Genomic DNA, 23,461 nt, shown 5'->3' on the forward strand with positions numbered 1-23,461 from the left:
CGAATTTCGGAGTGACGCGCCCTAGCAAATCCTGGGCATGTGGTAGGTGTCACCCGGCGAGCCGGGGCGCTCGGTGTTTGCATGTCGTTCGCCGACTGTATAAACACAGCTCGTGCACATTCACCGGGCCGAACGCGCGGACACGCTCGCCGACGCGCTGGCCGAGCTGCTCGCCGATCCGCTCGGCGATCCGTTCACCCCGGAGGTGGTGGCGGTTCCCGCCAAGGGGATCGAGCGCTGGCTGAATCAGCGGCTGGCCACGGTGCTCGGCAGTGGCGCGGCGGACGACGGTATTTCGGCCAATATCGATTTCGCGGATCCGGCGGCCCTGGTGGCGGCGGCGCTGGCGGAGGCGACCGGGGTGGATCCGGAGCAGGATCCGTGGTCGCCGGAGCGGCTGGTGTGGACTCTGCTGCCGGTGCTGGACGGGGTGCTGGCCGAACCGTGGGCCGCGGTGCTGGCGCGCCATCTCGGGCAGGGGGACGCGGGCGGCCATCGGGTCGGCCGCCGGTACGCGACGGCCGCGCGGATCGCGTCGCTGTTCGACAGCTACGCCACCCAGCGCCCGGCCATGATCACCGAGTGGGCCGACGGCCGCGACACCGACGGCGCGGGCCGGGCGCTGCCCGCGGATCTGGTGTGGCAGCCACTGCTGTGGCGGCGCCTGCGCAGCGTGGTCGGGGTGGCGAGTCCCGCCGAGCGCCTGGGCGCGGCGTGCGCGCGGCTGCGGGTGGAACCGTCCATCGTGTCGCTGCCGGAACGGATTTCGCTGTTCGGCGTGACCAGGCTGACCACCGATCAGTTGGAGGTGCTGTCGGCGCTGTCGGCGGGGCGGCAGGTGCATCTGTGGCTGGTACATCCCAGCCCTACGTTGTGGACCAAGCTCGCCGATGCCGAGGTGATCCCGAGTCCCGGTGTGCGCGTGCGGCATCCGCTGCTGGCGGCGCTGGGCCGGGATGTGCGGGAGCTGCAGCAGCGGCTGTCGGGGTACGACCACATCGACACCTATCACCCGCGCCTGGAGACGGCCGCGCCACGCACGCTGCTGTCGGAGCTGCAGGCCGCGGTGCGGCAGGACCGGTGGTCGCTCGTGCCGGAGCCGAGCCTGGCCGACGGGACCATCGCGGTGCACTCCTGCCACGGGCCGGCGCGGCAGGTGGAGGTGCTGCGCGACGCACTGCTCGGACTGTTCGCCGCCGACCCGACGCTGGAGCCGCGCGACGTCATCGTCATGTGCCCGGATGTGGAGCGTTACGCGCCGTTGGTGCGCGCGGCCTTCGGGCAGTGGTCCCTCGACGGGGCCGAGCCCGGGCATCCGGCGCACGGGCTGCGGGTGCGGCTCGCCGATCGCGCGCAGCGGGCGGTCAATCCGGTGCTGGATGTGGTCGGCACGCTGCTGGAGCTGGCCGACGGGCGCGTCACCGTGACCGAGGTGCTGGATCTGTGTGCGGCCGAACCGGTTCGGGTGCGCTGCGGCTTCGACGACGACGATATCGAGCGGCTGCGGGAGTGGGCCGCCGAGACCGGGGCGCGCTGGGGGATCGGGCAGCGACAGCGGCAGGCGTTCGGGCTCGGCGACTTCGCGCAGAACACGCTGAACGCGGCGGTGGATCGCATCCTGCTCGGCGTGGCCGCCGGGGAATCCAGCGAGGACTGGCTGGATCTGGTGCTGCCGCTGGACGATGTGGACAGCAATGACATCGATCTGGCCGGCCGGTTCGCCGAATTCGTGGACCGGCTGGCGGTGTGCCTGCGCGATCTGCGCGGGTCCACGCTGGAGGAACCGGCGGGCACCGCGCGGCCCGCGGCCGAATGGGCGGCGGTGCTGGGCCGGGCACTGGACCTGCTCACCGAGATGCCCGCGAGCCAGGGCTGGATGGGGGTGCAGGCCCGCCGGGAACTGGCGACCGCGCTGGAGCCCGCGGGCGGGATTCCCTTGCGGCTCAGCGATATCGGGGCGCTGCTGACCGCCCGGCTGGCCGGGCGGCCCTCGCGCGCCAACTTCCGCACCGGCGAGCTGACGGTGTGCACCATGGTGCCGATGCGGTCGGTGCCGCACCGGGTGGTGGTGTTGCTCGGCCTCGACGACGAGGTGTTCCCCCGCGCGGGCGGCGTGGACGGGGACGACGCGCTGGCCCGGCACCGCTGTCCCGGGGATCGGGATCCGCGCAGTGAGGACCGGCAGCTGCTGCTGGACGCCATCATGGCCGCCGGGGAGCGACTCGTCCTGCTGCACACCGGATCCGATCCGGTGTCGGGTGCGCACCGCCCGCCCGCGATTCCACTGGCCGAGCTGCTCGACACGGTGCGCGCGCATGTCGGCGCGGCCGCCCTGGAGCGGGTGGTGACGCGACATCCGTTGCAGCCCTTCGATCGTCGCAACTTCCGGCCCGAGCAGCCGTTCAGTTTCGACACCGTGGCGCTGGCGGGCGCGCTGGCCGCGGGGCGTTCGCCGCAGCCGCGGCCATTGTTCCTGGGTACGCCGCTGCCCGCGCGCGAACGCGGCGATGTGGAGCTGGCCGATCTGGTGGCCTTCGCCGAGCATCCGGTGCGGGCATTCCTGTGGCAGCGCCTGGGGATCCGGGTGCCGGAGGACGAGGAGGAGATCGCCGACCGCCTCCCCATCGAGCTCGACGGCCTGACCAAATGGAACATGGGCGAGCGCATGCTGGCCGCGCGTCTGACCGGCGTGGACCCGAACGCGCTGCGCGCGGCCGAATGGCGGCGCGGCACCCTGCCGCCGTTCACCATGGGCGCGGCCGTGCTCGACGAGGTGGAGGGCACCGTCGACCAGTTGGTGCGGGTGGCGCGCCCGCTGCACGAGATTCCCTCCCGCACCGTCGATATCGCCGTGGATCTGGGTGACGGCCGCCGCCTCACCGGTACCGTTCCCGACGTCCACGACGACGCGCTGCTGCGCACCACGTTCTCGCGGCTGGCTCCGAAACACCGGATGGCGGCCTGGATTCGCCTGCTCGCGCTGGCCGCGACCGGGACCCACCAGTCGTGGCGCGCCATCACCATCGGCCGCGGCAAACACCATCGCCCGGCCTGGCAGTCCACCCTCACCTCGCCGACCGCGCACCTGGCCCGTGGCATCCTGCGCGACCTGGTGCTGCTGCGCGACGAGGGCCTGTCGGAACCCCTGCCCGTCGCCCCCTCGGCCTCGGCCACCTACGCCGAACGCCGCCTCGCCGGTGCCTCCGCCGAGGACGCTCTGCACGCCGCCGGACAGGACTTCGACGACCGCTTCGGCGAACACACCGACCGCTACTTCCGTCACATCCTGGGCCGGTCCCCGCGCTTCGACCAGCTCACGGGGGCCGCCGCTGCCGCGCTCCCCGGCGTCGACTCCGAACCCACCCGTTTCGGCGAACTGGCACGCCGACTCTGGAACCCCTTGCTCACCAACGAGAATCAAGGTCAGCCATGACCACTCCGAGGAGGAAACCCCTGCCCGTCACCGCGCCCGGGAGCCCCGAATGACCGACGACCTCTTCTCCCTGACCGATCCGGACCTGGCCCCGCGCCCGGCCACCCGCACGCGCCGCAGCAGCGACGGTCCCGCCGGCGAGGGGCGCCGTCGGGAGACCGCATCCTCGATCGGCGACACCCCGGAACTGTTCGATCTGTCTGCCGCCGAGCCGGATTCGGCGATGCCGGGCGGCGAACCGGACCGCGATCATTCCGGGGCCGCCGACGACGGGCTGTGGGATGCGCCCGCCGATGTCGGCGATCATGCGGGGCCGCAGGATGATTCGGTCGCCATGTCCGCTATTTCCCAGTCGTTCGGGGACTCGGGGAATCGGTTCGAGCTGACGGGGCCGTTGCCGGTGGGGACCACTGTGCTCGAGGCGAGTGCGGGGACGGGGAAGACTTACGCCATCGTGGGGCTGGCGGTGCGGTTCGTGGCCGAGCTGGGGGTGGATGTCTCCGAGTTGCTGCTGGTGACATTCAGCCGGGCGGCGACGCAGGAGTTGCGGGAGCGGACGCGGGACCGGTTCGTGGGAGTGGCTTCGGCGCTGGGGGATCCGGAGCGGGCACTGACCTCGGGGGACGAGCTGATCCGGCATCTGGCGCAGGGGAATCCGGGGGAGATCGCGACGCGGCGGGAGCGGCTGCTGGCGGCGTTGTCGGACTTCGACGCGGGAACCATTGCCACCACGCACAGTTTCTGTCAGCGGATGCTGGACGAGCTGGGGCTGGCGGGGGAGCAGGATCCGGGGGTGCGGCTGGTGGAGGGGATCGAGGATGTGGTGTCCACGGTCGCCGATGACCTGTATCTGAGCCGGTACGCACGTGGCGGCGCGCCGTTCGGGCCCGCAGATGCGCAGCGGCTGGCCGCGGCGGCGGTGGGCGATCCGCACGCCCTGCTGCTGCCCGAGGCCGAGGGCGAGGAGGATCCGGCGGCCGAGCGGGTGGCGTTCGCGACGGCGGTGCGGGTGGAAACGGCTCGGCGGAAACGGCTTTCGGGCCTGCGGGACTTCGACGACCTGCTGGTGCTGCTGCACGAGGTGCTCGCCGATCCCGAGCACGGGCCGCGCGCCTGCCAGCGCATCCGGGACCGGTACCGGGTGGCGCTGGTCGACGAATTCCAGGACACCGACCCGCTGCAGTGGGACATCCTGCGCCGCGCTTTCCACGGACACGCCACCCTGGTGCTGGTCGGTGACCCGAAGCAGGCCATCTACGCCTTCCGCGGCGCGGAGGTGCTCAGCTATCTGGACGCGGTGGCGCACGCCGACAGCAAACGTGAGCTCACCACCAACCGGCGCAGCGACGCGGGCCTGCTGACCGCGCTCGAGCATCTCCACGGCGGTGCGGCCCTGGGGCACAAGGAGATCACCGTGCACCGGGTGGCGGCGACCAGGCCGTTCTCGCGGCTCTCCGGTGCGCCGGAGCGGATCACGCCCCTGCGACTGCGGTGCCTGCCGCGCGGTGGCGCGGGTCCGCTGAACAAGTCCGGGTATCCGACGGTGGGCCGTCAGCGGGAACGGGTCGCCGTCGACGTGGCCGCCGATATCGTCGGCCTGCTCGAATCCGGGGTGCTCATCGATGCGGGCACACCCGGCGAAAGACCGATCGGGCCGGGCGATATCGCGGTCCTGGTCCGCAACCGGAATCAGCTGGAAATGGTGCGCACCGAACTGGAAGCGGCCGGTGTGGCCTCGGTGCTGGCGGGCGGCGCGAGCGTATTCGGCACGCCCGCGGCCACCGAATGGCTGTGGGTGCTACACGCTTTGGAGCAGCCGCACCGCGCCGACCGCGTACGCCTGGCCGCCGGCACCGCGTTGCTCGGGCTGAGCGCCGAGGACATCGACGCCGGGGGAGCGGATCTGGTCGGCCGCCTCAGCGCCGAGCTGCGCGACTCGGCCCGGCTGTTCGCCCGCGCGGGCTTCGCCGCCGTCGCCGAAAAACTCAGCGCCGAAACGCAATTGGCCCCTCGCCTGCTCGCTCTCGCGGGCGGCGAACGCCAGCTCACCGACCTGCGCCAGATCGCCCAGCTGCTCGACGACGCGGCCCTGCGCGAGGGCCTGGGCCTGTCGGCGCTCACTCGCTGGCTGGCCGACCGGGTGCGTGATCCGGCCTCCGGCAGCGTCGCCGACCGCAGCCGCCGCCTGGACCGCGACGCCGCCGCCGTGCAGGTCGCCACTGTGCACGCCAGCAAGGGCCTCGAATTCCCGGTCGTGTACCTGCCTTTCGCGTGGGACGCGGCCAAACTACGCAATCCGCCCACCCTGCTGTTCCACGACGAGCAGGGCCGCCGCGTCCTCGATGTCGGCGGCCCCGACGCGCCCGGCTACAGCTCCCGCCGCCTGCGCGCCGAGGCCGAGGAACAGGCCGAGGAACTGCGCCTGCTGTATGTGGCCCTCACCCGGGCCGGCGCGCAGATCGTGGCCTGGTGGGCACCCGCCTACGACACTCAGACCGCGCCCCTGCACCGCATGCTGCTGGGTCGCGAGCCCGGCAGCCCGGCCGTGGCCGACAAGGTGCCGGTGCCCGCGGATTCGGTACTGCTGGAACGCATCCGGGAGTGGGCCGCCACCGCGGCACCGGGCGTCATCGCCGTCGAGCCGGTGCGCGAGATCACCCGCGCCCGGCTGCCTCTCGACGACACCGCCACCGCCACCGAGCCTTTGGCGGCCGCCCACTTCGGCCGTGCCCTCGACCAGGCCTGGCGGCGTACCTCCTATTCGGCGCTCACGGCGGGCGCACACGACGCCCTGCCCGCCGCCGATCTGCCCGAGGGCAGCGGCGTCGCCGACGAACCGGCCACCCCGTCCGTACTCGCCGAGGACCTCACCGCCTTCGCGGGAGCCAGGCCGTCGCTGATGAATTCGCTGCCCTACGGCGCGGAGTTCGGCACGCTCGTGCACGAGGTCCTCGAATACGTCGATACCGACGCCCCCGACCTGGCCGCCGAGATCCGCGCGCGGGTCCAGCACGCGGTGAGCGAGCAGATGTTCGACGCCGACCCGGACGTGCTGTCGGACGCACTGCTGGCGGTCATGCACACGCCCATCGGTTTCGGCGCGCTCGCCGACTTCTCGACCCGGGATCGCCTGAGCGAGCTGGACTTCGAGCTGCCGCTGGCCGGTGGCGACCATCCGGTCGCGGCGCGGGTGACCGTCCCGCGCATCGCCGACCTGCTGCGCCGCCACCTGCCCGCCGACGATGTCTTCGCCCCCTACGCCGACCAGCTGGCCCACCTCGACGACACCCCGCTGCGCGGCTACCTCACCGGCAGCATCGACGCCGTGCTGCGCACCACCGGACCGCGATTCGTGGTCGTCGATTACAAGACCAACCGGCTCGGCACCGGCGACCTCACCGTCGCCCACTACACCCACGAGCGCATGGCCGCGGAGATGATGCGCTCGCACTACCCGCTGCAGGCCATCCTGTATTCCGTTGCCCTGCACCGGTATCTGCGCTGGCGGCTGCCCGGCTACGACCCGGCCGCGCACCTCGGCGGCATCCGCTACCTGTTCGTGCGCGGCATGGTCGGACCCGACACCCCGGACGGCTGCGGCGTTTTCGACTGGCTGCCGCCCGCGGACCTGATCGTCGAGCTGTCGGCCCTGCTGGCCGGGAACCCGGAGGTGGCGCGATGACCGCGATCCAGCTGGCGCAGCGCGGCACCGGCCCGCTGCAGGTGTTCAATGCCGCCGGAGTGCTGTCGGCGGCCGACGTGCATGTGGCGCTGCGGCTCGCCCGGCTCGGCGGCGAGCGGTCCCCGGCCGTCGTCTTCGCCACCGCGCTGGCCGTGCGCGCGGTGCGCTCCGGGTCGGTGTGCCTGGAGGTCCGGCGCATGCACGAGATCGGTGTCGACGCCGAGGGCGCCGAGGAATCGGCGATCGACCCGGCCACCCTGCCGTGGCCGGACGTGGATTCGGTCATCGCGGCGCTGCGGGTGAGTCCGCTGGTGACCGGCAGCCCGTCCGGGCCGCTGCGCCCGCTGCGGCTCATCGACCCGCCCGGCGCGAACGACTCGGGCCCGCTGCTCTACCTCGACCGCTACTACCGGCAGGAGGAGACCATCCGCCGCGTCCTCACCGAGCGCGCCGCCACCCATCCCATGGTGGACGCGGAACTCGTGCGGCGTGAACTGGATCGGCTCTTCCCCGACCACGCGGGACCCGGCGAGCCGCCGGACCGGCAGCGGCTCGCGGCCGCCCTGGCCACCACCCAGTGGACCACCGTGATCGCGGGTGGCCCCGGCACCGGCAAGACCCACACCATCGCCCGCGTGCTGGCCCTGCTGGTCGCGCATCAGCGGGCCGTGCCCGGTGCGCCCGCGCTGCGCATCGCCCTGGCGGCCCCGACCGGCAAGGCCGCCGCCCGCATGCAGGAATCGGTGCGTGAGCAGGCGGGCGAGATCGGCCTGCCCGAGCTGACCGCCGCCACCCTGCACCGCCTGCTGGGCTGGCAGCGCGGCGGCGCGGGCCGGTTCAAGCACAACGAGTTCAACCGGCTGCCCTACGACGTCATCGTGGTCGACGAGACCTCCATGGTGTCGCTGACCATGATGAGCCGCCTGCTGCCGGCCGTGCGGCCCGACGCTCGCCTGGTGCTGGTCGGCGACCCGGACCAGCTGGCCTCGGTCGACGCGGGCGCGGTGCTCGCCGACCTGGTCGCGGGACCCGTTCCGGGACAGGCGAATCCGGCGCTGGAACGCATTCTCGGCGGCGACCCCGCGGCCTCCGCCGCCCATCCGGACGCCCTGTCCGGGCGCGAGCGGGAGCGCCTGCGCGGCGGCATCGTCCGGCTCACCCGCGGCCGCCGCTTCGGTGGGCGCATCGCGGAACTGGCCGTCGCGATCCGGGCCGGTGACGCGGACTCCGCCCTGGCCCTGCTGGCCGACGGCGGCGACGAACTCTCGCTCTACCCGCCCGACGACATCACCGAGGTGCGCGCCGACGTCCTGCGCGCCGCCCGCGAGGCCACCGACGCCGCCGTCGACGGGAACGCGACCGCCGCGCTCACCGCGCTGGAATCCCATCGGCTGCTGTGCGCCCACCGCCAGGGCCCCTACGGTGTCGAACGCTGGGATCGCCTGGCCGCCGGCTGGGTCACCGCCGCCGGGATCAGCGCCGATCCGGGTGCCGGGCACTGGTACCCGGGCCAGCCGCTGCTGGTCACCGCCAATGACCACGAGGCTCGCATCTACAACGGCGACACCGGCGTCATCGTCCGCGCGGCCGACGGCACCCTGCGTGCCGCCCTGCAGCGCGGTACCGAGCCCTACCTGGTGCATCCCACCCAGTTCCCCGGCGTGACCACCGTCTACGCCATGACCATCCACCGCAGCCAGGGCAGCCAGTACGACACCGTCTCGGTCGTGCTGCCCGGACCGGAGTCCACGCTGCTCACCCGCGAACTGCTGTACACGGCCATCACTCGCGCCCGGCGGCACGTCCGCATCCTCGGCACCGAGGAATCCATCCGTTCGGGCATCGCCCGCCGCGTGCTGCGCGCCAGCGGCCTGCGCAGCCGGGAATGACTCGCCGCGCCCACCTCGAAACACCTGGCCACCGCCGGAGTATCCCGCTGGTAGGCCGGCCTGCGGTGGCGCGATCGGCGTAGCGTGGACGGGGCCCGATACGGCTGTCGCCGTGGTCTTTCGGAGTGTGCGGCCGAAAGTGGCGCGTGCGGCCGAAAGCGGAAGGTTGCCCATGGCCGAATGGGAAGGCGAGCGGTCCACGGATGCCGTGGTGTCAGCGGACGGTACGCGGATCGCCTACGTGACCGAGGGAACGGGGCCGGGGGTGATCGTGGTTCCCGGGGTGCTGGCGCTGGCGCAGGGGTACAGCGCGTTCGCCGACGCGCTGGCCACCGCGTTCACGGTGCACACGATCGAGCGGCGCGGGCGCGGGGACAGTGGCCCGCAGCGGTCCGGCCACGGCGTCGAGGACGACTGCGCGGATGTGCGTGCGCTCCAGGACGAGACGGGTGCGGCGTTCCTGGTGGGGCATTCGTACGGCGGGTTCGTCGCCCTCGAGGCGGCGCGGAACAATCCGGGCACCCGCAAGGTCGCGGTGTACGAGCCGGGCCTGTCGGTGGGGGGTTCGATGCCGTCCGACTGGATGGGTCCCTACGAGAAGTACCTGGCCCAGGGCAAACCCTTCGACGCCTTCGTCGAATTCATCCGTGCGATCGGCCCGGACGGCGCGCGCAAGGTCCCGCGCTGGATGTTCCGGCGCATGATGCCGAGGTTCATGGAGGCGCCCGAGATGGACATGGTCATCGAGCAGCTGCCGCAGAATCTCATCGAGCACCGCCAGTACGTGCGGCTCGACGGTACCTACCACCACTACGCCGAGATCACCGCCGAGGTGCTGCTGCTCGAGGGCGACAAGGACCAGCGCGCGTGGACGGCCTCCGATCAGGAGCTGCTGGCCTCGGTGATCCCGCACTGCGAACGCGTCACGGTGCCGGGACTCGACCATTTCGGCATCGACAAGGGCGATCCGGACCGGGTGGCGGGCTTGGTGGGCGAATTCTTGTCGCGTTCGTAGTGGGTGTCGCTCACCGCGGTCGATAGGCTGGGGCTATGGCCACTACGCCCGAACACGTCGACGTGCTGATTGTCGGGGCCGGACTGTCCGGTATCGATGCCGCCTACCATCTGCAGCGCGCCTTCCCGTGGCGGACCTACACCATTCTGGAGATGCGCGAGGCCAGCGGCGGCACCTGGGATCTGTTCCGCTACCCCGGGATTCGCTCCGACTCGGACATGTTCACCCTCGGCTACCGGTTCCGGCCGTGGCTGGGGGAGAAGGCCATCGCCGACGGCGACTCGATTCTGGAGTACGTGCGCGACACCGCGGCCGAGAACGGAATCGACTCGCATATCCGCTACCGGCACAGGGTGGTTCGGGCGGAATGGTCCTCGGCGGACAACCGCTGGACCGTCACCGCCGACCATGACGGCCGGTCGGTCACCATGACCGCGAACTTCCTGTTCAGCTGCTCGGGCTACTATCGCTACGACGAGGGCTACACTCCGGACTTCACAGGCACCGAACGCTTCCCGGGCCCGATCATCCACCCGCAGCACTGGCCCGCCCATGTCGACGTCGAGGGCAAGCGGGTCGTCATCATCGGCTCCGGCGCCACCGCCGTCACCCTCGGCCCCGCCCTGGTCGAGGAGGGCGCGCACGTCACCATTCTGCAGCGGTCGCCCTCGTACATCATCTCCCTGCCCTCCCGCGACGGCCTCGCCGACCGCGCCCGCGCATACCTGCCCGCGCGCATCGCCTACGGCCTGACCCGGGCCAAGAACGTCGTCCTCAGCACGCTGATGTACCAACTGTCGCAACGCTATCCGAAGCGCATGCGAGCCTGGATCCGCGGCTTTCAGAAGCGCTGGCTGCCCGACGGCTACGACATCGACATCCACTTCAACCCGACCTACGAGCCGTGGGATCAGCGACTGTGCCTGTCGCCCAACGGCGATCTGTTCCGCGCCATCCGCGAGGGGCGGCTGGAGCTGGTCACCGACCGCATCGACACCTTCACCGAGACCGGCCTGCGCCTCGAATCCGGCCGCGACCTCGAGGCCGATCTCATCATCACCGCAACGGGTTTGAACCTCATCCCCTTCGGCGGCGTCGAGCTGGTGGTGGACGGCCGCAAGGTCCACCTTCCCGACACCATGGCCTACAAGGCCACGATGCTCTCCGATGTCCCCAACTTCGCCTTCGTCATGGGCTATACCAACGCCTCCTGGACGCTGAAGGCGGATCTGGTGTGCGAGTATGTGGTTCGCCTGCTGCGCTATATGGATGCCCACGGCTACGCCACGGCGACCCCGGTGCGCGACCCGTCCATCGGCACCGCGCCCTTCCTGAACTTCGAGCCCGGCTACGTGCTCCGCGCCCTCGACATCCTCCCCAAAACGGGCGACCGCGCCCCCTGGCGCCTCTACATGAACTACCTTCGCGACCTCCCCAAACTCCGCTACGGCCGAATCACCGACCACGCCATGCGCTTCGAGCGGGCCTGACTCCAACGGAAGCAAATCCATTGCAGCTCAGGTGATCAGCTCTTCCGGGTGGGGCGACTGACGGGCACCGACCGCCCCGTCTCCAAAATCGACGACAGGACAGGCGGATGCGCGGCCTCGGCTAATTTCCTGGGAATTCGATGGCCGGATCCTGATCCGAGCCGAGCAGGAAGTGACCCGGGAGCACGACGTCCTCGTCGAGTGCGTCGAACTGGGCGATGCGCACCGCCTCCGGCTCGAAGAACACATCGCCCGGCCGCAGCACTACCAGTGGCTCGCCCTCGATCCGGTAGGCCACCGAGCCGGACACGATGCTGCCCACCACGGGACCATTGTGCGTGTGCAGGCCGGCCGCCGTGCCCGCGGGCATGGAGATGCTGCGGGTCTGGATGCGGTCGGTGCGCTTGGCGGACGTCACCGTGACGTCCTGGACGATGGTGCGGGTGACGGCCGAGAAGGATTGGGGCGGAGTGGTTTCCGGCACGCGCCGAGCCTAGACCCGGGGCGTCGATGGCTGACCTGCTGGACCGGTCAGCCCTGGGTGGATTCGAACAACCCCGGAATCGTGAGCGCGTATTCGACATCCGCGCGCGTGCCGAGCATGGTGAGCACCCCGCGGATCATGGTCAGCCGGGCCGCGTCGATGGTGGCCTGATCGGGTTCGCCGTGCGGTGCGTCCGCGGAAATGCGGTAGACGACGAATTCGCAGGTCTGCAACGCGGTATCGAGGTCGAGATCGCTGGGGGCCGGCCGCCCCAGGCCGGTGATCTTGGTGCGCACCAGGACCCGGATGTCGTCGATGGCCTGCTCGCGATAGGCCGATACCGGCGAGCCCGGATCGTGCAGTTCGGCGAACAGCGGCGCCAGCATCCGGCCGTGACCGCCCGCCCAGTGTAGATACGCCTCGATCATATTGATGCCGAGATCGACCGGTTGCTCACTGCGTTCCAGTGCGGACCGGATGCCGCCGACCAGGTCCTCGTTGGAGACCGTGAGCACCGCGTGCAGCGGCTCGACGGCATTGGCGAAATAGCGGTAGAAGGTGGGGCGCGCCAGCCCGGCCTTCTCGATGATCCGCGCCACGCTCAGCCCGCGCGAACCCTGTTCGGCGAACACCTCGGCGGTAGCCAGCACGATGCGGGCGCGCACCTGGTCGGCCTGCTTCTCCGTCTGCGGCGGGCGGCCGCGGCGGCCCGGGGTGCCCTTGCCCGCCGGAGGGCTTGACATGGTGTGCGTCACGTCCATTAATCTAACACCAGTGTTCATGTAACACCGATGTTCAGTTAATAATGGGTTTCACCCGCACCCGACTCCTCGAGAGGGCGACCAATGACGACTGCCCCGCAGCTCGCCGCCGCCGATGCGCTGCCTTTTGACCTGGTCCAGCGCCTGCTCGGCCACGCCCTCGCGGGCGGTGCGCCCTCGGTGGAGGTGTTCGCGCCCGCCACCGGCGCCAAGATCACCGACCTGCCGCAGTCCTCGGTCACCGATATCGAAGCCGCCTTCGCCACCGCGCGCGCCGCGCAGCAGGAGTGGGCGAGGGTGCCGGTCGGGGAGCGGGCCGCACTGCTGGGGCGCATCCACGACCTGGTGCTGGCCGAGCAGGACACCATCCTCGACATCATCCAGCTCGAGACCGGCAAGTCCCGGGTGCACGCCTTCGACGAGGTCTCCGACGTCGCGGTGAACACCCGCTACTACGCGGCCGAGGGCAAATCGATTCTGGCGCACCGCAAGCCGCGCGGTGTCATGCCGGTCCTCACCCAGGTGGAGGTGCGCAACCGGCCCAAGGGCGTGGTCGCGGTCATCTCGCCGTGGAACTACCCGCTCGCGCTGGGCGCCTCCGACGCGCTGCCCGCGCTGCTGGCCGGCAATGCCGTCATCGGGCGGCCGGACAACCAGACCGCGCTGACCCTGCTCTGGGCCATCGACATCGCCGAGCGCGCCGGTCTGCCCAAGGGCCTGTGGCAAGCGGTGCTCGGGCGCGGCGCGGTGGTCGGCACCGAGGTCATCGCGCGCGCCGACTACGTCGACTACACCGGATCCAGCGCCACCGGGCGCACCATCGCCCAGCAGGCGGGGGAGCGGCTCATCGGGTATTCGCTCGAGCTCGGCGGCAAGAACCCGCTGCTGGTGCTCGCGGACGCCGACGTGTCCGCCGCCGCCAAGATCGCGGTGCGGGCCTGCTTCGCCTCCGCCGGGCAGCTGTGCGAATCGATCGAGCGAATCTATGTGCACGACACGGTGTACGACCAGTTCGTTACCGAATTCGTCGCCCACACAAAGAAACTGGGCCTCGGCAAGACTCTCGACTACAGCTACGAGATCGGGTCGCTGACCTTCCCGCGCCAGATCGACACCATCAGCAAGCACGTCGACGACGCGGTCGCCAAGGGCGCCACGGTCCTCGCCGGTGGCAAGGCGCGGCCGGATCTCGGCCCCTACTTCTACGAGCCCACCATTCTCGCGGGCGTGCGCGAGGGCATGACCGTCTACCGCGAGGAAACCTTCGGACCGGTCGTGTCGGTCTACCGCGTGTTCAGCGACGACGAAGCCGTCGCCCAGGCCAACGACACCGCCTACGGCCTCAATGCCAGTGTGTGGAGCCGCGATACCGCCCACGGCCGCGAGGTCGCCGCGCGGGTACGCGCCGGATCGGTGAACGTGAACGAGGGTTTCATCGCCGCGTGGGGCTCGGTGGCCGCGCCCTCGGGCGGGCTCGGCATCTCCGGCACCGGCCGCCGGCACGGGCCCGAGGGCCTGCTGAAGTACATCGACACCCAGACCATCGCGGTGCAGCGGGTGCTGCCCATCGCACCGCTGCCGGGCATGTCGGAACAGCTGTGGGCCAAGACGATGACGCTCTACCTGGGCGTCATGAAGACACTGCGGCAGAAGTGATTCCGCGGTTCATTCGACAGGGGTACAGAGGAGTATGAAGACCGTAGCGGGCAAGAAGGTTCTGGTTACCGGGGCGGCCATGGGCCTGGGCAAGTCGTTCGCGCAGCGCGCGGTGGCCGAGCGGGCCGCCGACGTGGTGCTGTGGGACGTCAACGAGAAGGCGCTGAAGGAGACCGCGGCCGAGCTGGCGGCGCTGGGCGGCAGCCGGATTCACCACTACGTGGTGGACGTGTCCGACCGCGACGCCATCGCCGAGGCGGGTGCTACCGTGCGCGCCGAGGTCGGCGGAATCGACGTGCTGGTCAACAATGCGGGCATCGTGCGCGGCAACGGGTACTTCTGGGAGACCGGCAACCGTGCCGACATCGACAAGACCATGGCGATCAATTCGCTTGCGCCCATGTACATCACGCTCGAATTCCTGCCCGCCATGGTGGCGAACAAGGGCGTCGAGGGCCGCGTTCTGAACATCGCCTCCTCCGCCGGGCTGGTGGCCAACCCCCGCATGAGCGTCTACGCGGCCTCCAAGTGGGCGGCGCTGGGCTGGTCGGACTCGGTGCGCCTGGAGCTCGAGCAGTCCGGCAACGAGCACGTGAAGTTCACGACGGTCTGCCCGACCTACATCAACACCGGAATGTTCGACGGCGCCAAGGGTTTCTGGTTCACCCCCATCCTGGACCAGGAGGAAGTCGTCGACACCTCCTGGACCGAAATGAAGAAGGGCTCCGCCCTGGTAGTCCTACCCTGGACCTCCCGCCTCAACCGCGCCATCTCCGGGCTCCTCCCGCTCAAGGTCCGCGACTTCTACCTCAACACGGTGGGCGTCTACCACTCCATGGACGAATTCACCGGCCGCAAATAGCGATTCGAGCCGGAGCGGCTCGAGTGAGCGAATGATCCAACCGGGTCCCGTGCCGCAGAATCCGCGGTACCGACCCCGGTGCCGTTCCCTGGTCGGGAGGCCGAGGGCTGGGCGAGTGGATCCATTGTTGCCAGGGGTCCTCTATTCCACACCACATCGGCAGCCGCGCCGGGCACCCCGGGCAACCCACCATATTGCCGAGTTGCGTGCGGCTTTGGATCGGATACCGCCGGTACCGATGCGATGGCGATGGAACGCCCTGCCACGCCGCGACTCGCGTGCGGTCCGAAGCGGCGAGGGCACTCGCCGATGAACGCACTGAACTAGCCGACTTTCGTGCGCTTGTAGCGAGCCGGATGATCTTCTGGGAGTCCATGAAACGTGTTCTAATCGAGATGTTTGGCGAGTCGGAAACAGAGGGGGCCGATCGAGGTGGTTTCGTTCTTCGTGGCGCGAGACGGGCGGTACCAAGCGCATGGCTTCGGGGTCAGTCAGTGGTCATCGAAACAGGTGAACGGGCCGGCGGTGTGTGGACTGTTGGCGCGTCAGCTGGAAACGCATTGCCCCGCAGAGGGCTTCATACCCGCGCGGCTGACAGTCGATATGCTGCGGCCGGTACTCAACGAACCGATCGCGGTGCACAGCGCCGTCATCCGCGAGGGCACGCGGGTAATCGTCGCCGATGCCTCCATCGTGCAGCAGGGCGAGCTCCGGGCGCGGGCGAGTGCGGTCTTCCTCGCTTCAGCTTCCGCGGCACCGGGTGAAATGTGGCAGCCGCAGGCGTCATTGCCCGCACCGCAGGCTCGGCTGACATCGCCGGACGGCGAGCCGCCGTTGCTCAAGTGCGGTGAGTCGGAGTGGACCGACAACTTGACGTCAGGCCGGAATGCCGATCGTAAGGTGCTGTGGCAGAACCTCATTCCCTTGATTGAGGGCGAACCGATCTCCCCGTTTCAGCGAGCAGCTGCGATGGGAGACGCCACGAATTTTGTCTGTCATTGGGGATCTGCGGGGATCGGCTACATCAATACCGACATGACCTTGACGCTGTCTCGGTTGCCCGAGGGCCCCGAGCTCGGGCTTCAGGCCCAGGATCAGGTCACCGGCGACGGTATCGCGGTCGGCACCGCAACGCTCTACGATCGCGTCGGCCGGTTGGGCACCTGTGTGGTGACTGCCGTCGCAGATGCCCGTCGGCCAATGTCGGTCGCACGCCACGCGTCGGCCGCACGCTGATCAACCAACATCCCCATCCCGCAACACGTACCGCGCTTGCCACACCGGCCAGTGCGGCGCAGATGACGATGAGACCGACTGCGGCACAGGAACATCCGCTACTGTCGAGTGCAGGACGTTGTGGGTTGGCATGAAGATGGTGTGGTCACTAGTTCACGCGACGCACGTACAGCTGCTGGGTGGTTCGGGCAACTAAATCTAAAAGTGAACCTGCCGGTGGGTGTTTGCTACCGCGGTGACGGAAGATACTCCGAGGACGCCGTATTCGTCATAGAGTGTGGCGGACCCGATAGCGATGCCGTCCGCCGCGTGTTGTCCGTTCGATTCCAGGCCCAACCCGTCCGATTCGGGCATTCGGTACAGGTTCAGGGTGACATCGACGTTGATGAAGGGCACGCTGTCCCCGTCCCAGTTGGTGATGAAACTCGTAGCCTCCGCCAGCGTGGCGACACGAGTGAAGGGGGTCGCCTTCTCACCTGCGACAGCGGAGATCATCGTCGGTGTCCACATCCGTTTGCGGGCATTGTTCCGGTGGTCAGCGAAGTTGGCCGACCAGTCGTCTGGATACCCAGCGCTGCTCAACATCGGCGCCGGCGCGATCGCCTCCCCAGAGCTCACTACGATGCCCGGGCGCGAAAATTCCGAAGCGGATGTCCAGGCATTGCCATCTGCCCTGTCCGTGTCCAGGGGACGAACGAACAGCGCCGAGGCCCGGACGACCACGCGATCCGACTGGAGCAGCTCCAAATGTAAGAGCGTCACTCGCGTGCTCGATCGGACGAGTTCGGTCCGCGTTCGAATCGCGTCGAACGTGGTCGGCCTGACGAAGTCGAGAGTGAGCCGGCATCCGGCCGCCTCGATCGGGCAGTGGCGCTCCGCTTCCCGGGCGGCGAGCGCAGTCAGCGCTTGGCCGCCGATCGTGCCGTGTCCCCATGGTCCCCGTGCTGCTTCGAGCGGAACGAACCCATCGTCGAGGGGTTCGAAAAACCCGGCTCGCGAATTCTCCGCACCTGTCATCTCCCGCGCCCCTCCCGGTCTTCTTCCGCATCGCGGCGATGCTCATCGAGATACTAGAACACGTTTCATAGCCTGATCGATCACAGACCTGGAACGTTCTGCGGCGCAAGGAAATCCACACGCCGCGATATCGCGCCGCGGCGGACCATGGCGGTGATCGATTCCCGGTCTCACCGCACCGCCGAGTCCATCGGCACCGAATCCGGTCCGTCGCCTGTAGCCGATGAGCTCGTGAGAAGGCGCGGCGGTGCTGATCGTGGATTTCGTCGGATCCTTCTTGTTGGTGCAGCTGACGCACTTCGGTTCAGGACCTGGCGTTATATCTAATGTGAGATATCGTTGTAGGTATGAGCGAGGAGGTGAGCCAGTCGCCGGGCGAGGAACCTCTCCCGGTGCTACCCGGGTTCCGGGAGATGGCGCTGCGCAAGATGTCGGAGGATCGTGCGCGGCTGATCGCTGAACTGGTGGAGCGGCGGCGGGCAGCGGGGTTGTCGCAGATCGAAGTTGCCGCCCGTATGGGTACGTCGCAGTCGGCGGTGGCGCGGTTGGAGACGGAGAACGTCGATGTGCGGACCTCGACGCTGCAGCGGTATGCCGCTGCGGTCGACAGCCGCATCACGTTGCAAGTGACGAGTACGACAGCTGAATCGAATCGGATCGGAGAACAGCCTTGAGAATCGAGACGAGCACACCTACTTCTCAGTGGCAGCCTTGGCCGTCGGAGTTTCCGAACTTCTACCCGGCGAAACGTGAACAACCGCAGCCTGTTCCGGCCCCGCCGCCCTCGACGCAGGTATGGATCGATCCTCGCCCGGAGGGACCGGCGGATGCGTTGCTCATGCAGCGGACGGTCATCGCGCGCGGGCATTTGGACGCCGCGGCTGCCACCGAGCTGTGCGCTCGATTGCTGACGCTGGACGCTGAGAGCGCCCGACCGATCCGGCTCGAAATGTACGGGCTGGAAGCGGATCTGCTCGACGCCAGCACTGTCACCGATGTGCTGGACGTGCTTCGCGCGCCCGTCAGCGCCTATGTGAGTGGCACGCTCGGCGGCGCAGCGCTGGGACTGCTCGCATCGTGCGAGCACCGCTACGCCTACAGGAGTGCCCAGTTCGTGTTGCGGGAGCCGTCGGTGCGTCTGGATGGCGGACTCAGTCGTGTCGAACCACGACTCGAACACGCGCGAGCCATGTTCGACACACTGCTCGCTCGACTGGCGGAACTCACCGGACGCGACACAGATCGGATCCGTCATGACCTCGAACAGCAACGGACACTCACCACCTCCGCCGCTGTCGAGTACGGGTTGATCGAGGGCCCCGCAGCCCGCGAGCAGCCGCGCTGAACGCACAAGCCGGTCGACTCCCCGGTCCGAACGAGCATCCACCAAGATCAGGGGTGCTCGTTCGGCGTCGATAGCACCACGGAAATGGAACTGAGCGTCTCGGACGACCAGACAAATCAGTTTCCGGACAGTCGGCCCCGGGTACCGGTCAGAGGCTGACGCGCGCAGTCTGAACGCGCAAATCGCACCTCTGACAAGGCTTCTCGTCGAACGAGGCCAGCACAGCCTCGGAACCAGTTCACGGCCCACCCGTAGCGGATCGCGCGATTCCGAATCGAGAAGCCATGTGGCGCAAGCCATCAACTCAGGCCGGGTGTCGGCCTGTGATATTCATAGTGGTGGAGCGGCCCTTGCGAGAGGCGGGGCCACGGAGCTATGACCGCGATAGCCAGATCTGGTGCGATCGCACTCGATGACTGGACGCACGACCATATGCGCTATGCCGCGTAGTCCGCGGCCCGAACCGGCCGGCGCGGGCCTGTGGAAGATCGATGGGCCGAGCGTTTCACAGGTGCCCGCACACACAGGCCGACGAGTGGATGTCAGCGGGCAAATTTTGCGACGGCCTGCGCGGTGACCGGGGTGAAGAGGTTGATCAGGTTGCCGTCGGGGTCGCGAAGCAGCAATGACCGATTGCCCCACGGCATCGTCGTGGGCTCGTTGACGAAATCGTCGACCGTGTCCCGCAGGCGCTGGTAGTCGGCATCGACGTCGGGGACCAGGAACTCGATGATCGCGGTGTGGTTGTCGGCTGGGTGCGCGCTGCCGGCCGCGAACAACGCGACGGTGCGGGTGCTTCCGATCGCGAGTGTGCCGGACGGTGTGACGATTTCGGCGAAATCCGGTGTAGCCCAGGTGGCTTCGACACCGGTCAGGTGCTGATAGAAGCCGACCAGTCGTTGGATGTCGCCGGTGATCAGACGGATCGAGACGAGATTCATCGCGTACTCCTGTTGTTGGTTGGGGCGGAGGGTTCGCCGCCCACAGGCCACGTTAGAGCCGATACCGGACAGTTTCCGCCCGGTATAGATGAGAGAATTTCCTGATGACGCGCCCCACCGCCCGAGTGCTGGCACTCCTCGAGCTGTTGCAGGCCGGCGGCACCCACACCGTCGGCGAACTCGCCGGACGGCTCGGCGTCGATGAACGCACCGTCAGGCGATACGTCACCCATCTCACCGACCTGGAGATCCCCGTTCGATCGGTGCGTGGCCGCTACGGGGGATACCGCCTCGCTCGGGGGTACCGAATGCCGCCGCTGATGCTGACCGATGACGAAGCGGTGGCTGTGTTGCTCGGACTCCTCACCAGCCGCGGCGTCGGTCAATCGACAACAGCCGCCCACGCGGCCGAGAGTGTGACGGCCAAACTCCGTCGCGTCCTGCCCGCACGCCTGACGGCGCGGCTGGACGCACTGATCAACACCGCCGAATTCACCGCCGACGCCCGCTCGGAGGTTGCCGTCGAGACCGCGGTCCTCCTCCAGCTCGCCGAGGCCACCCGCGAGCGCCAACCGGTCGCGATCGGTTACACCGACCGGAACGGGCGTCGCAGTGAGCGGACCGTACATCCGTACGGGCTCATCGCCCACTCCGGCCGGTGGTACCTGACGGGGATGGACAGCAACAGTGACGAACTACGTCAGTTCCGGCTCGACCGCATCACGGCGGTGACAACACTGCCCGGAACGTTCACTCCGCCAGCGGGATTCGAGCCGACCGCGCATCTGCTGTCCGCACTTGCCACGGCGCCCTATCGGTATGAGGTCTCGATCCGAGTTCAGGGCACCCTCACCCAGGTCCGCCCACTGCTCCCCGCGGCGATCGCGACCGTGCACGAGATCGACTCACCACCCTCTGACACCCACCCGTGGGTCCGGGTCAGAATCCGAGCCGAACAACTCGACTGGATTCCCCCCGTCCTGGCCGGCCTGAACCGCCCGTTCGTCATCGAACACCCCGACGCACTCAACGACGCCGTGCGCGCCTTGGCCCGCCGACTCATGGCAGCCGCCGACGGTCCATCCGAAGCCCACCTGTAGACCCGTGTCGCCACACAGCGCGAACGCACGGAAGACCGCCACCCGCGCCGTTCGACCTGTCGGCGCGCGGCGCCGGAAGCCCAACGGCCCGAGCGCCGTACGGAGGCCGGTAGCGCACGCAAATGCCAAGCTTCGGCCGACCGGTGCAATCCCGCACAAGCCGCTGTAAAACAGCAATTTCGCGTCAATTCCTCAGCTGTAGTGCGCGTTTAGAACGGTTGGGTTGGCCGTTCATGCGCGCATGGCAGCGTGCTCGTCTCCCGCTGGTCGTGTGGTTAGAGCCGGCTGCGGGGCCTGCCGCGCGAGCGCACGCAGATGCCGAAATCCCTTGCTTCGTGGTCCGTCTGGATGTTCGGTCTGTCATGGGCTACCGTGTGGTCGATCGCGACTGGCGTTGCGTGGGCCGACCACGAGGAAGCGCAGTTTCGGAGCGTCGTACGCCTGGGTGCTCCCCATCTCGAGACGAGAGAGGGGGTGTGGCAATGGACTTGCGCTACGGCATGAATCCACATCAACACGCGCGGGTTTCGGCTGGCGGTGACCATGTTCGAGTGGTGCACGGTGCGGCGTCGATGATCAACTACCTCGATGCGCTCAATGCCTGGCAACTGGTCGCCGAGGCCAGCCGCGCCACAGGCAAGGCGGCTGCGGCATCGTTCAAGCACGTCTCACCAGCCGGTGCGGTGCTCGCCGGAGACCTCGATGAAACCATGCGTGACAGTTGGGGATTGGGCGACAGCTCGGTCGGCCTGATCACGGCGGCCTATGTGCGGGCGCGCGACGCCGATCCTCGTTCGTCCTACCGCGACATGATCGCGGTGTCCGAACCGGTTGATCTCGAACTCGCCGAACTGTTGGCCTCGGCCGTCTCCGATGGCATCATCGCGCCGGGTTATGCCCCCGGAATCGTAGCGGCACTGGGTCGCAAGAAGGGCGGGCGATTCGTCGTATTCGAGATCGATCCCGCATTCCAGCCACCCAAGCCGGAGGTTCGAACTGTCTTCGGCGTCAGCTTTGTACAGGGCCGCGACATTTGCCGATCACCGAAGATCTGCTGCATGTGGCTGTCGGCGACCCCATCAGCCGCAACGCGACGATCGATGCACTGCTCGGCATGGTGATCGCCCGGTACACCCAGTCCAATTCCGTCGTTTACGTCCGGGACGGCATGAGTATCGGTGCCGGACAGCAGTCGCGAATCGACTGCACATTGCTCGCCGGAAGTAAGGTACGCACCTGGTGGATGCGGCGACACCCCGCCGTTCAGCAGATACCACTGCCTGCGACGATGGCGCGTCAGCAACGGTTGAATTGGCAGATCTCGACCGCCGCAGGCACTCTCACTCCCGCACAATCGCGTGAGCTCGTCTCGAGCCTCACCCGATCCCACAGGTTCCTGGAAAAGGCTGAACGGGTCAGCTGTGCTCATCAACTCGCGGGCGTCTCACTGGTCTCCGACGGGTATCTCCCGTTCCGGGACAACATCGACGTTGCTGCCGAACACGGGGTTGAGCTCGTCATCGAGCCGGGTGGTGCTCTCCAATCAAATGTCATCGCCGATGCTTGCCGCGAACACCGCATCACCCTCGCCCGCACCGGAATTCGACTCTTCCACCATTAATTCGCGGCGACTGCTGAGACCCATCGATCGCAATCATCCGCCGGTGCCGCATACCCCGCTGGCCGAACCGGCCGGCGCGAGCGCTCCGAAGATCAACGGGCTGAGGTCATCTCACCCGACTGGGCGTGCAGCAGTGCACGGAAATGCCGAATATCGAGCGCGTCGCCACCGGCCTCTGATGTCGTATGGCCCAGTTCGGGTTCGATCGGTGCGGGGGTTCTGGCGTCGGGGCAAATAGCATCAGGGCGGCCGGCAACAGCACCCGTGCCCTAGCGACGGCCATTGGCGAGTTCCGCTCTGTTGGCGGTGTGGCGTCGCCGCGCCCGATTTCAGCGCTGGACGTGTCGTGGCGATTATGCGGACGTATTTACTCCGCGGTCCAGTCCGCGCACGGGCATCAAATGTGACGAAGTCGAACCGTGAAACGTGATGCAGGTCATTGCCCGAGACGGCGTGGTTGGGCATCGTCGTCAATTCGTTTTTGGAAAGAACCTGGTTGGAGATGCCCAAATGGCCGACCACAATTTTGCTTACGACCTCACGCTGGACGAGGTACGACGGCGCAGCGCCGTCCTCGAGGCGCTCGGTGACGACTGGGATCCGGTCGCGGTACTCGCCGAGGAAGAACTGGCGTACGACATGCTGTACTCGAACCTCGACGATGAGCAGCAGCGGATCTACGACGAACTCGTCCAGGCCGGGATCCTGCCGGATCGGGCGATGCGCCCCATCGCCGACTGATCTCACCGCGTAGCCCGAACCATGACCAGTGTTCGGCCGGTTGCCTCCAGCGAGTGGCGACCTGGCCGCTCCGGCTTTCGGCTGAGCTTCGTGAGCAGAGGATGCGCAGTATTGGCGATCACTCGGCGATCAGGTTGGCCGAACCCCGAGACCGCGCGACGTCGAGCCCTACAGCTCACTGCGATCGA

The 23,461-nt window shown here is 68.5% G+C and carries 18 protein-coding genes; 14 read left to right on the top strand and 4 right to left on the bottom strand.

Features of this window, described 5'->3' with window-relative positions:
• The first annotated feature begins 112 nt into the window (after positions 1 to 112).
• The 5 genes from recC to AB0L60_RS25035 all read left to right on the top strand — a co-directional run bounded on the left by recC (position 113) and on the right by AB0L60_RS25035 (position 11,509).
• The gene (gene recC, locus AB0L60_RS25015; RefSeq protein ID WP_364618012.1) at positions 113 to 3,433 is read left to right on the top strand and encodes an exodeoxyribonuclease V subunit gamma; all 3,321 of its coding nucleotides are present in this window, start codon (positions 113 to 115) and stop codon (positions 3,431 to 3,433) included.
• A gap of 334 nt (positions 3,434 to 3,767) precedes the next feature.
• Positions 3,768 to 7,115 carry a UvrD-helicase domain-containing protein gene (locus AB0L60_RS25020; RefSeq protein WP_364618169.1) on the top strand — a complete coding sequence of 1,116 codons (3,348 nt, stop codon included), beginning with the start codon at positions 3,768 to 3,770 and terminating at the stop codon, positions 7,113 to 7,115.
• Entirely contained in the window at positions 7,112 to 9,004 is a 1,893-nt protein-coding gene (gene recD / locus AB0L60_RS25025; protein WP_364618014.1) for an exodeoxyribonuclease V subunit alpha, read from the top strand. Before AB0L60_RS25020 ends, recD begins: the two co-directional genes overlap by 4 nt.
• A gap of 172 nt (positions 9,005 to 9,176) precedes the next feature.
• The gene (locus AB0L60_RS25030; RefSeq protein WP_364618016.1) at positions 9,177 to 10,019 is read left to right on the top strand and encodes an alpha/beta hydrolase; all 843 of its coding nucleotides are present in this window, start codon (positions 9,177 to 9,179) and stop codon (positions 10,017 to 10,019) included.
• A gap of 35 nt (positions 10,020 to 10,054) precedes the next feature.
• Complete coding sequence (locus tag AB0L60_RS25035; protein ID WP_364618018.1) at positions 10,055 to 11,509, top strand: NAD(P)/FAD-dependent oxidoreductase; 1,455 nt, start codon at positions 10,055 to 10,057, stop codon at positions 11,507 to 11,509.
• 121 nt (positions 11,510 to 11,630) lie between these two features.
• Here the strand turns inward: AB0L60_RS25035 and AB0L60_RS25040 are convergent, their stop codons facing one another.
• Entirely contained in the window at positions 11,631 to 11,993 is a 363-nt protein-coding gene (locus tag AB0L60_RS25040; RefSeq protein WP_364618020.1) for a hypothetical protein, read from the bottom strand.
• A gap of 47 nt (positions 11,994 to 12,040) precedes the next feature.
• The gene (locus AB0L60_RS25045; protein WP_364618022.1) at positions 12,041 to 12,736 is read right to left on the bottom strand and encodes a TetR/AcrR family transcriptional regulator; all 696 of its coding nucleotides are present in this window, start codon (positions 12,734 to 12,736) and stop codon (positions 12,041 to 12,043) included.
• 102 nt (positions 12,737 to 12,838) lie between these two features.
• Between AB0L60_RS25045 and AB0L60_RS25050 the strand changes: the two genes are divergently transcribed.
• The 3 genes from AB0L60_RS25050 (at position 12,839) to AB0L60_RS25060 (ending at position 16,508) form a co-directional block, all read left to right on the top strand.
• Positions 12,839 to 14,410: a succinic semialdehyde dehydrogenase gene (locus tag AB0L60_RS25050; protein ID WP_364618024.1), complete on the top strand. Its 1,572-nt coding sequence runs from the start codon at positions 12,839 to 12,841 to the stop codon at positions 14,408 to 14,410.
• A gap of 34 nt (positions 14,411 to 14,444) precedes the next feature.
• Positions 14,445 to 15,272: an SDR family oxidoreductase gene (locus tag AB0L60_RS25055; RefSeq protein ID WP_364618026.1), complete on the top strand. Its 828-nt coding sequence runs from the start codon at positions 14,445 to 14,447 to the stop codon at positions 15,270 to 15,272.
• A gap of 432 nt (positions 15,273 to 15,704) precedes the next feature.
• On the top strand, positions 15,705 to 16,508 hold the full coding sequence (locus AB0L60_RS25060; protein WP_364618028.1) for a thioesterase family protein: 804 nt from the start codon (positions 15,705 to 15,707) through the stop codon (positions 16,506 to 16,508).
• A gap of 198 nt (positions 16,509 to 16,706) precedes the next feature.
• Here the strand turns inward: AB0L60_RS25060 and AB0L60_RS25065 are convergent, their stop codons facing one another.
• Positions 16,707 to 17,525: a thioesterase family protein gene (locus AB0L60_RS25065; protein ID WP_364618030.1), complete on the bottom strand. Its 819-nt coding sequence runs from the start codon at positions 17,523 to 17,525 to the stop codon at positions 16,707 to 16,709.
• 347 nt (positions 17,526 to 17,872) lie between these two features.
• Between AB0L60_RS25065 and AB0L60_RS25070 the strand changes: the two genes are divergently transcribed.
• Positions 17,873 to 18,199, top strand: a complete 327-nt coding sequence (locus AB0L60_RS25070) for a helix-turn-helix transcriptional regulator (RefSeq protein WP_364618032.1) — start codon at positions 17,873 to 17,875, stop codon at positions 18,197 to 18,199.
• Positions 18,200 to 18,363: 164 nt separating this feature from the next.
• A complete protein-coding gene (locus AB0L60_RS25075; protein ID WP_364618034.1) occupies positions 18,364 to 18,870 on the top strand; it encodes an ATP-dependent Clp protease proteolytic subunit in 507 nt (168 codons plus the stop codon).
• A 542-nt stretch (positions 18,871 to 19,412) separates the two neighbouring features.
• Here the strand turns inward: AB0L60_RS25075 and AB0L60_RS25080 are convergent.
• The gene (locus tag AB0L60_RS25080; protein ID WP_364618172.1) at positions 19,413 to 19,811 is read right to left on the bottom strand and encodes a VOC family protein; all 399 of its coding nucleotides are present in this window, start codon (positions 19,809 to 19,811) and stop codon (positions 19,413 to 19,415) included.
• A gap of 104 nt (positions 19,812 to 19,915) precedes the next feature.
• Between AB0L60_RS25080 and AB0L60_RS25085 the strand changes: the two genes are divergently transcribed.
• The 4 genes from AB0L60_RS25085 to AB0L60_RS25100 all read left to right on the top strand — a co-directional run bounded on the left by AB0L60_RS25085 (position 19,916) and on the right by AB0L60_RS25100 (position 23,273).
• Entirely contained in the window at positions 19,916 to 20,911 is a 996-nt protein-coding gene (locus AB0L60_RS25085) for a YafY family protein (RefSeq protein ID WP_364618036.1), read from the top strand.
• 482 nt (positions 20,912 to 21,393) lie between these two features.
• Complete coding sequence (locus tag AB0L60_RS25090; RefSeq protein WP_364618038.1) at positions 21,394 to 22,032, top strand: hypothetical protein; 639 nt, start codon at positions 21,394 to 21,396, stop codon at positions 22,030 to 22,032.
• Entirely contained in the window at positions 21,972 to 22,532 is a 561-nt protein-coding gene (locus tag AB0L60_RS25095; RefSeq protein WP_364618040.1) for a hypothetical protein, read from the top strand. Before AB0L60_RS25090 ends, AB0L60_RS25095 begins: the two co-directional genes overlap by 61 nt.
• 492 nt (positions 22,533 to 23,024) lie before the next feature.
• Positions 23,025 to 23,273 (top strand): DUF6400 family protein, encoded by a 249-nt coding sequence (locus AB0L60_RS25100; RefSeq protein WP_364618175.1) that lies wholly within the window; start codon positions 23,025 to 23,027, stop codon positions 23,271 to 23,273.
• The last annotated feature ends 188 nt before the right edge of the window (positions 23,274 to 23,461 follow it).

This window comes from Nocardia sp. NPDC051981, assembly GCF_040680715.1.
Taxonomy (GTDB): domain Bacteria; phylum Actinomycetota; class Actinomycetes; order Mycobacteriales; family Mycobacteriaceae; genus Nocardia.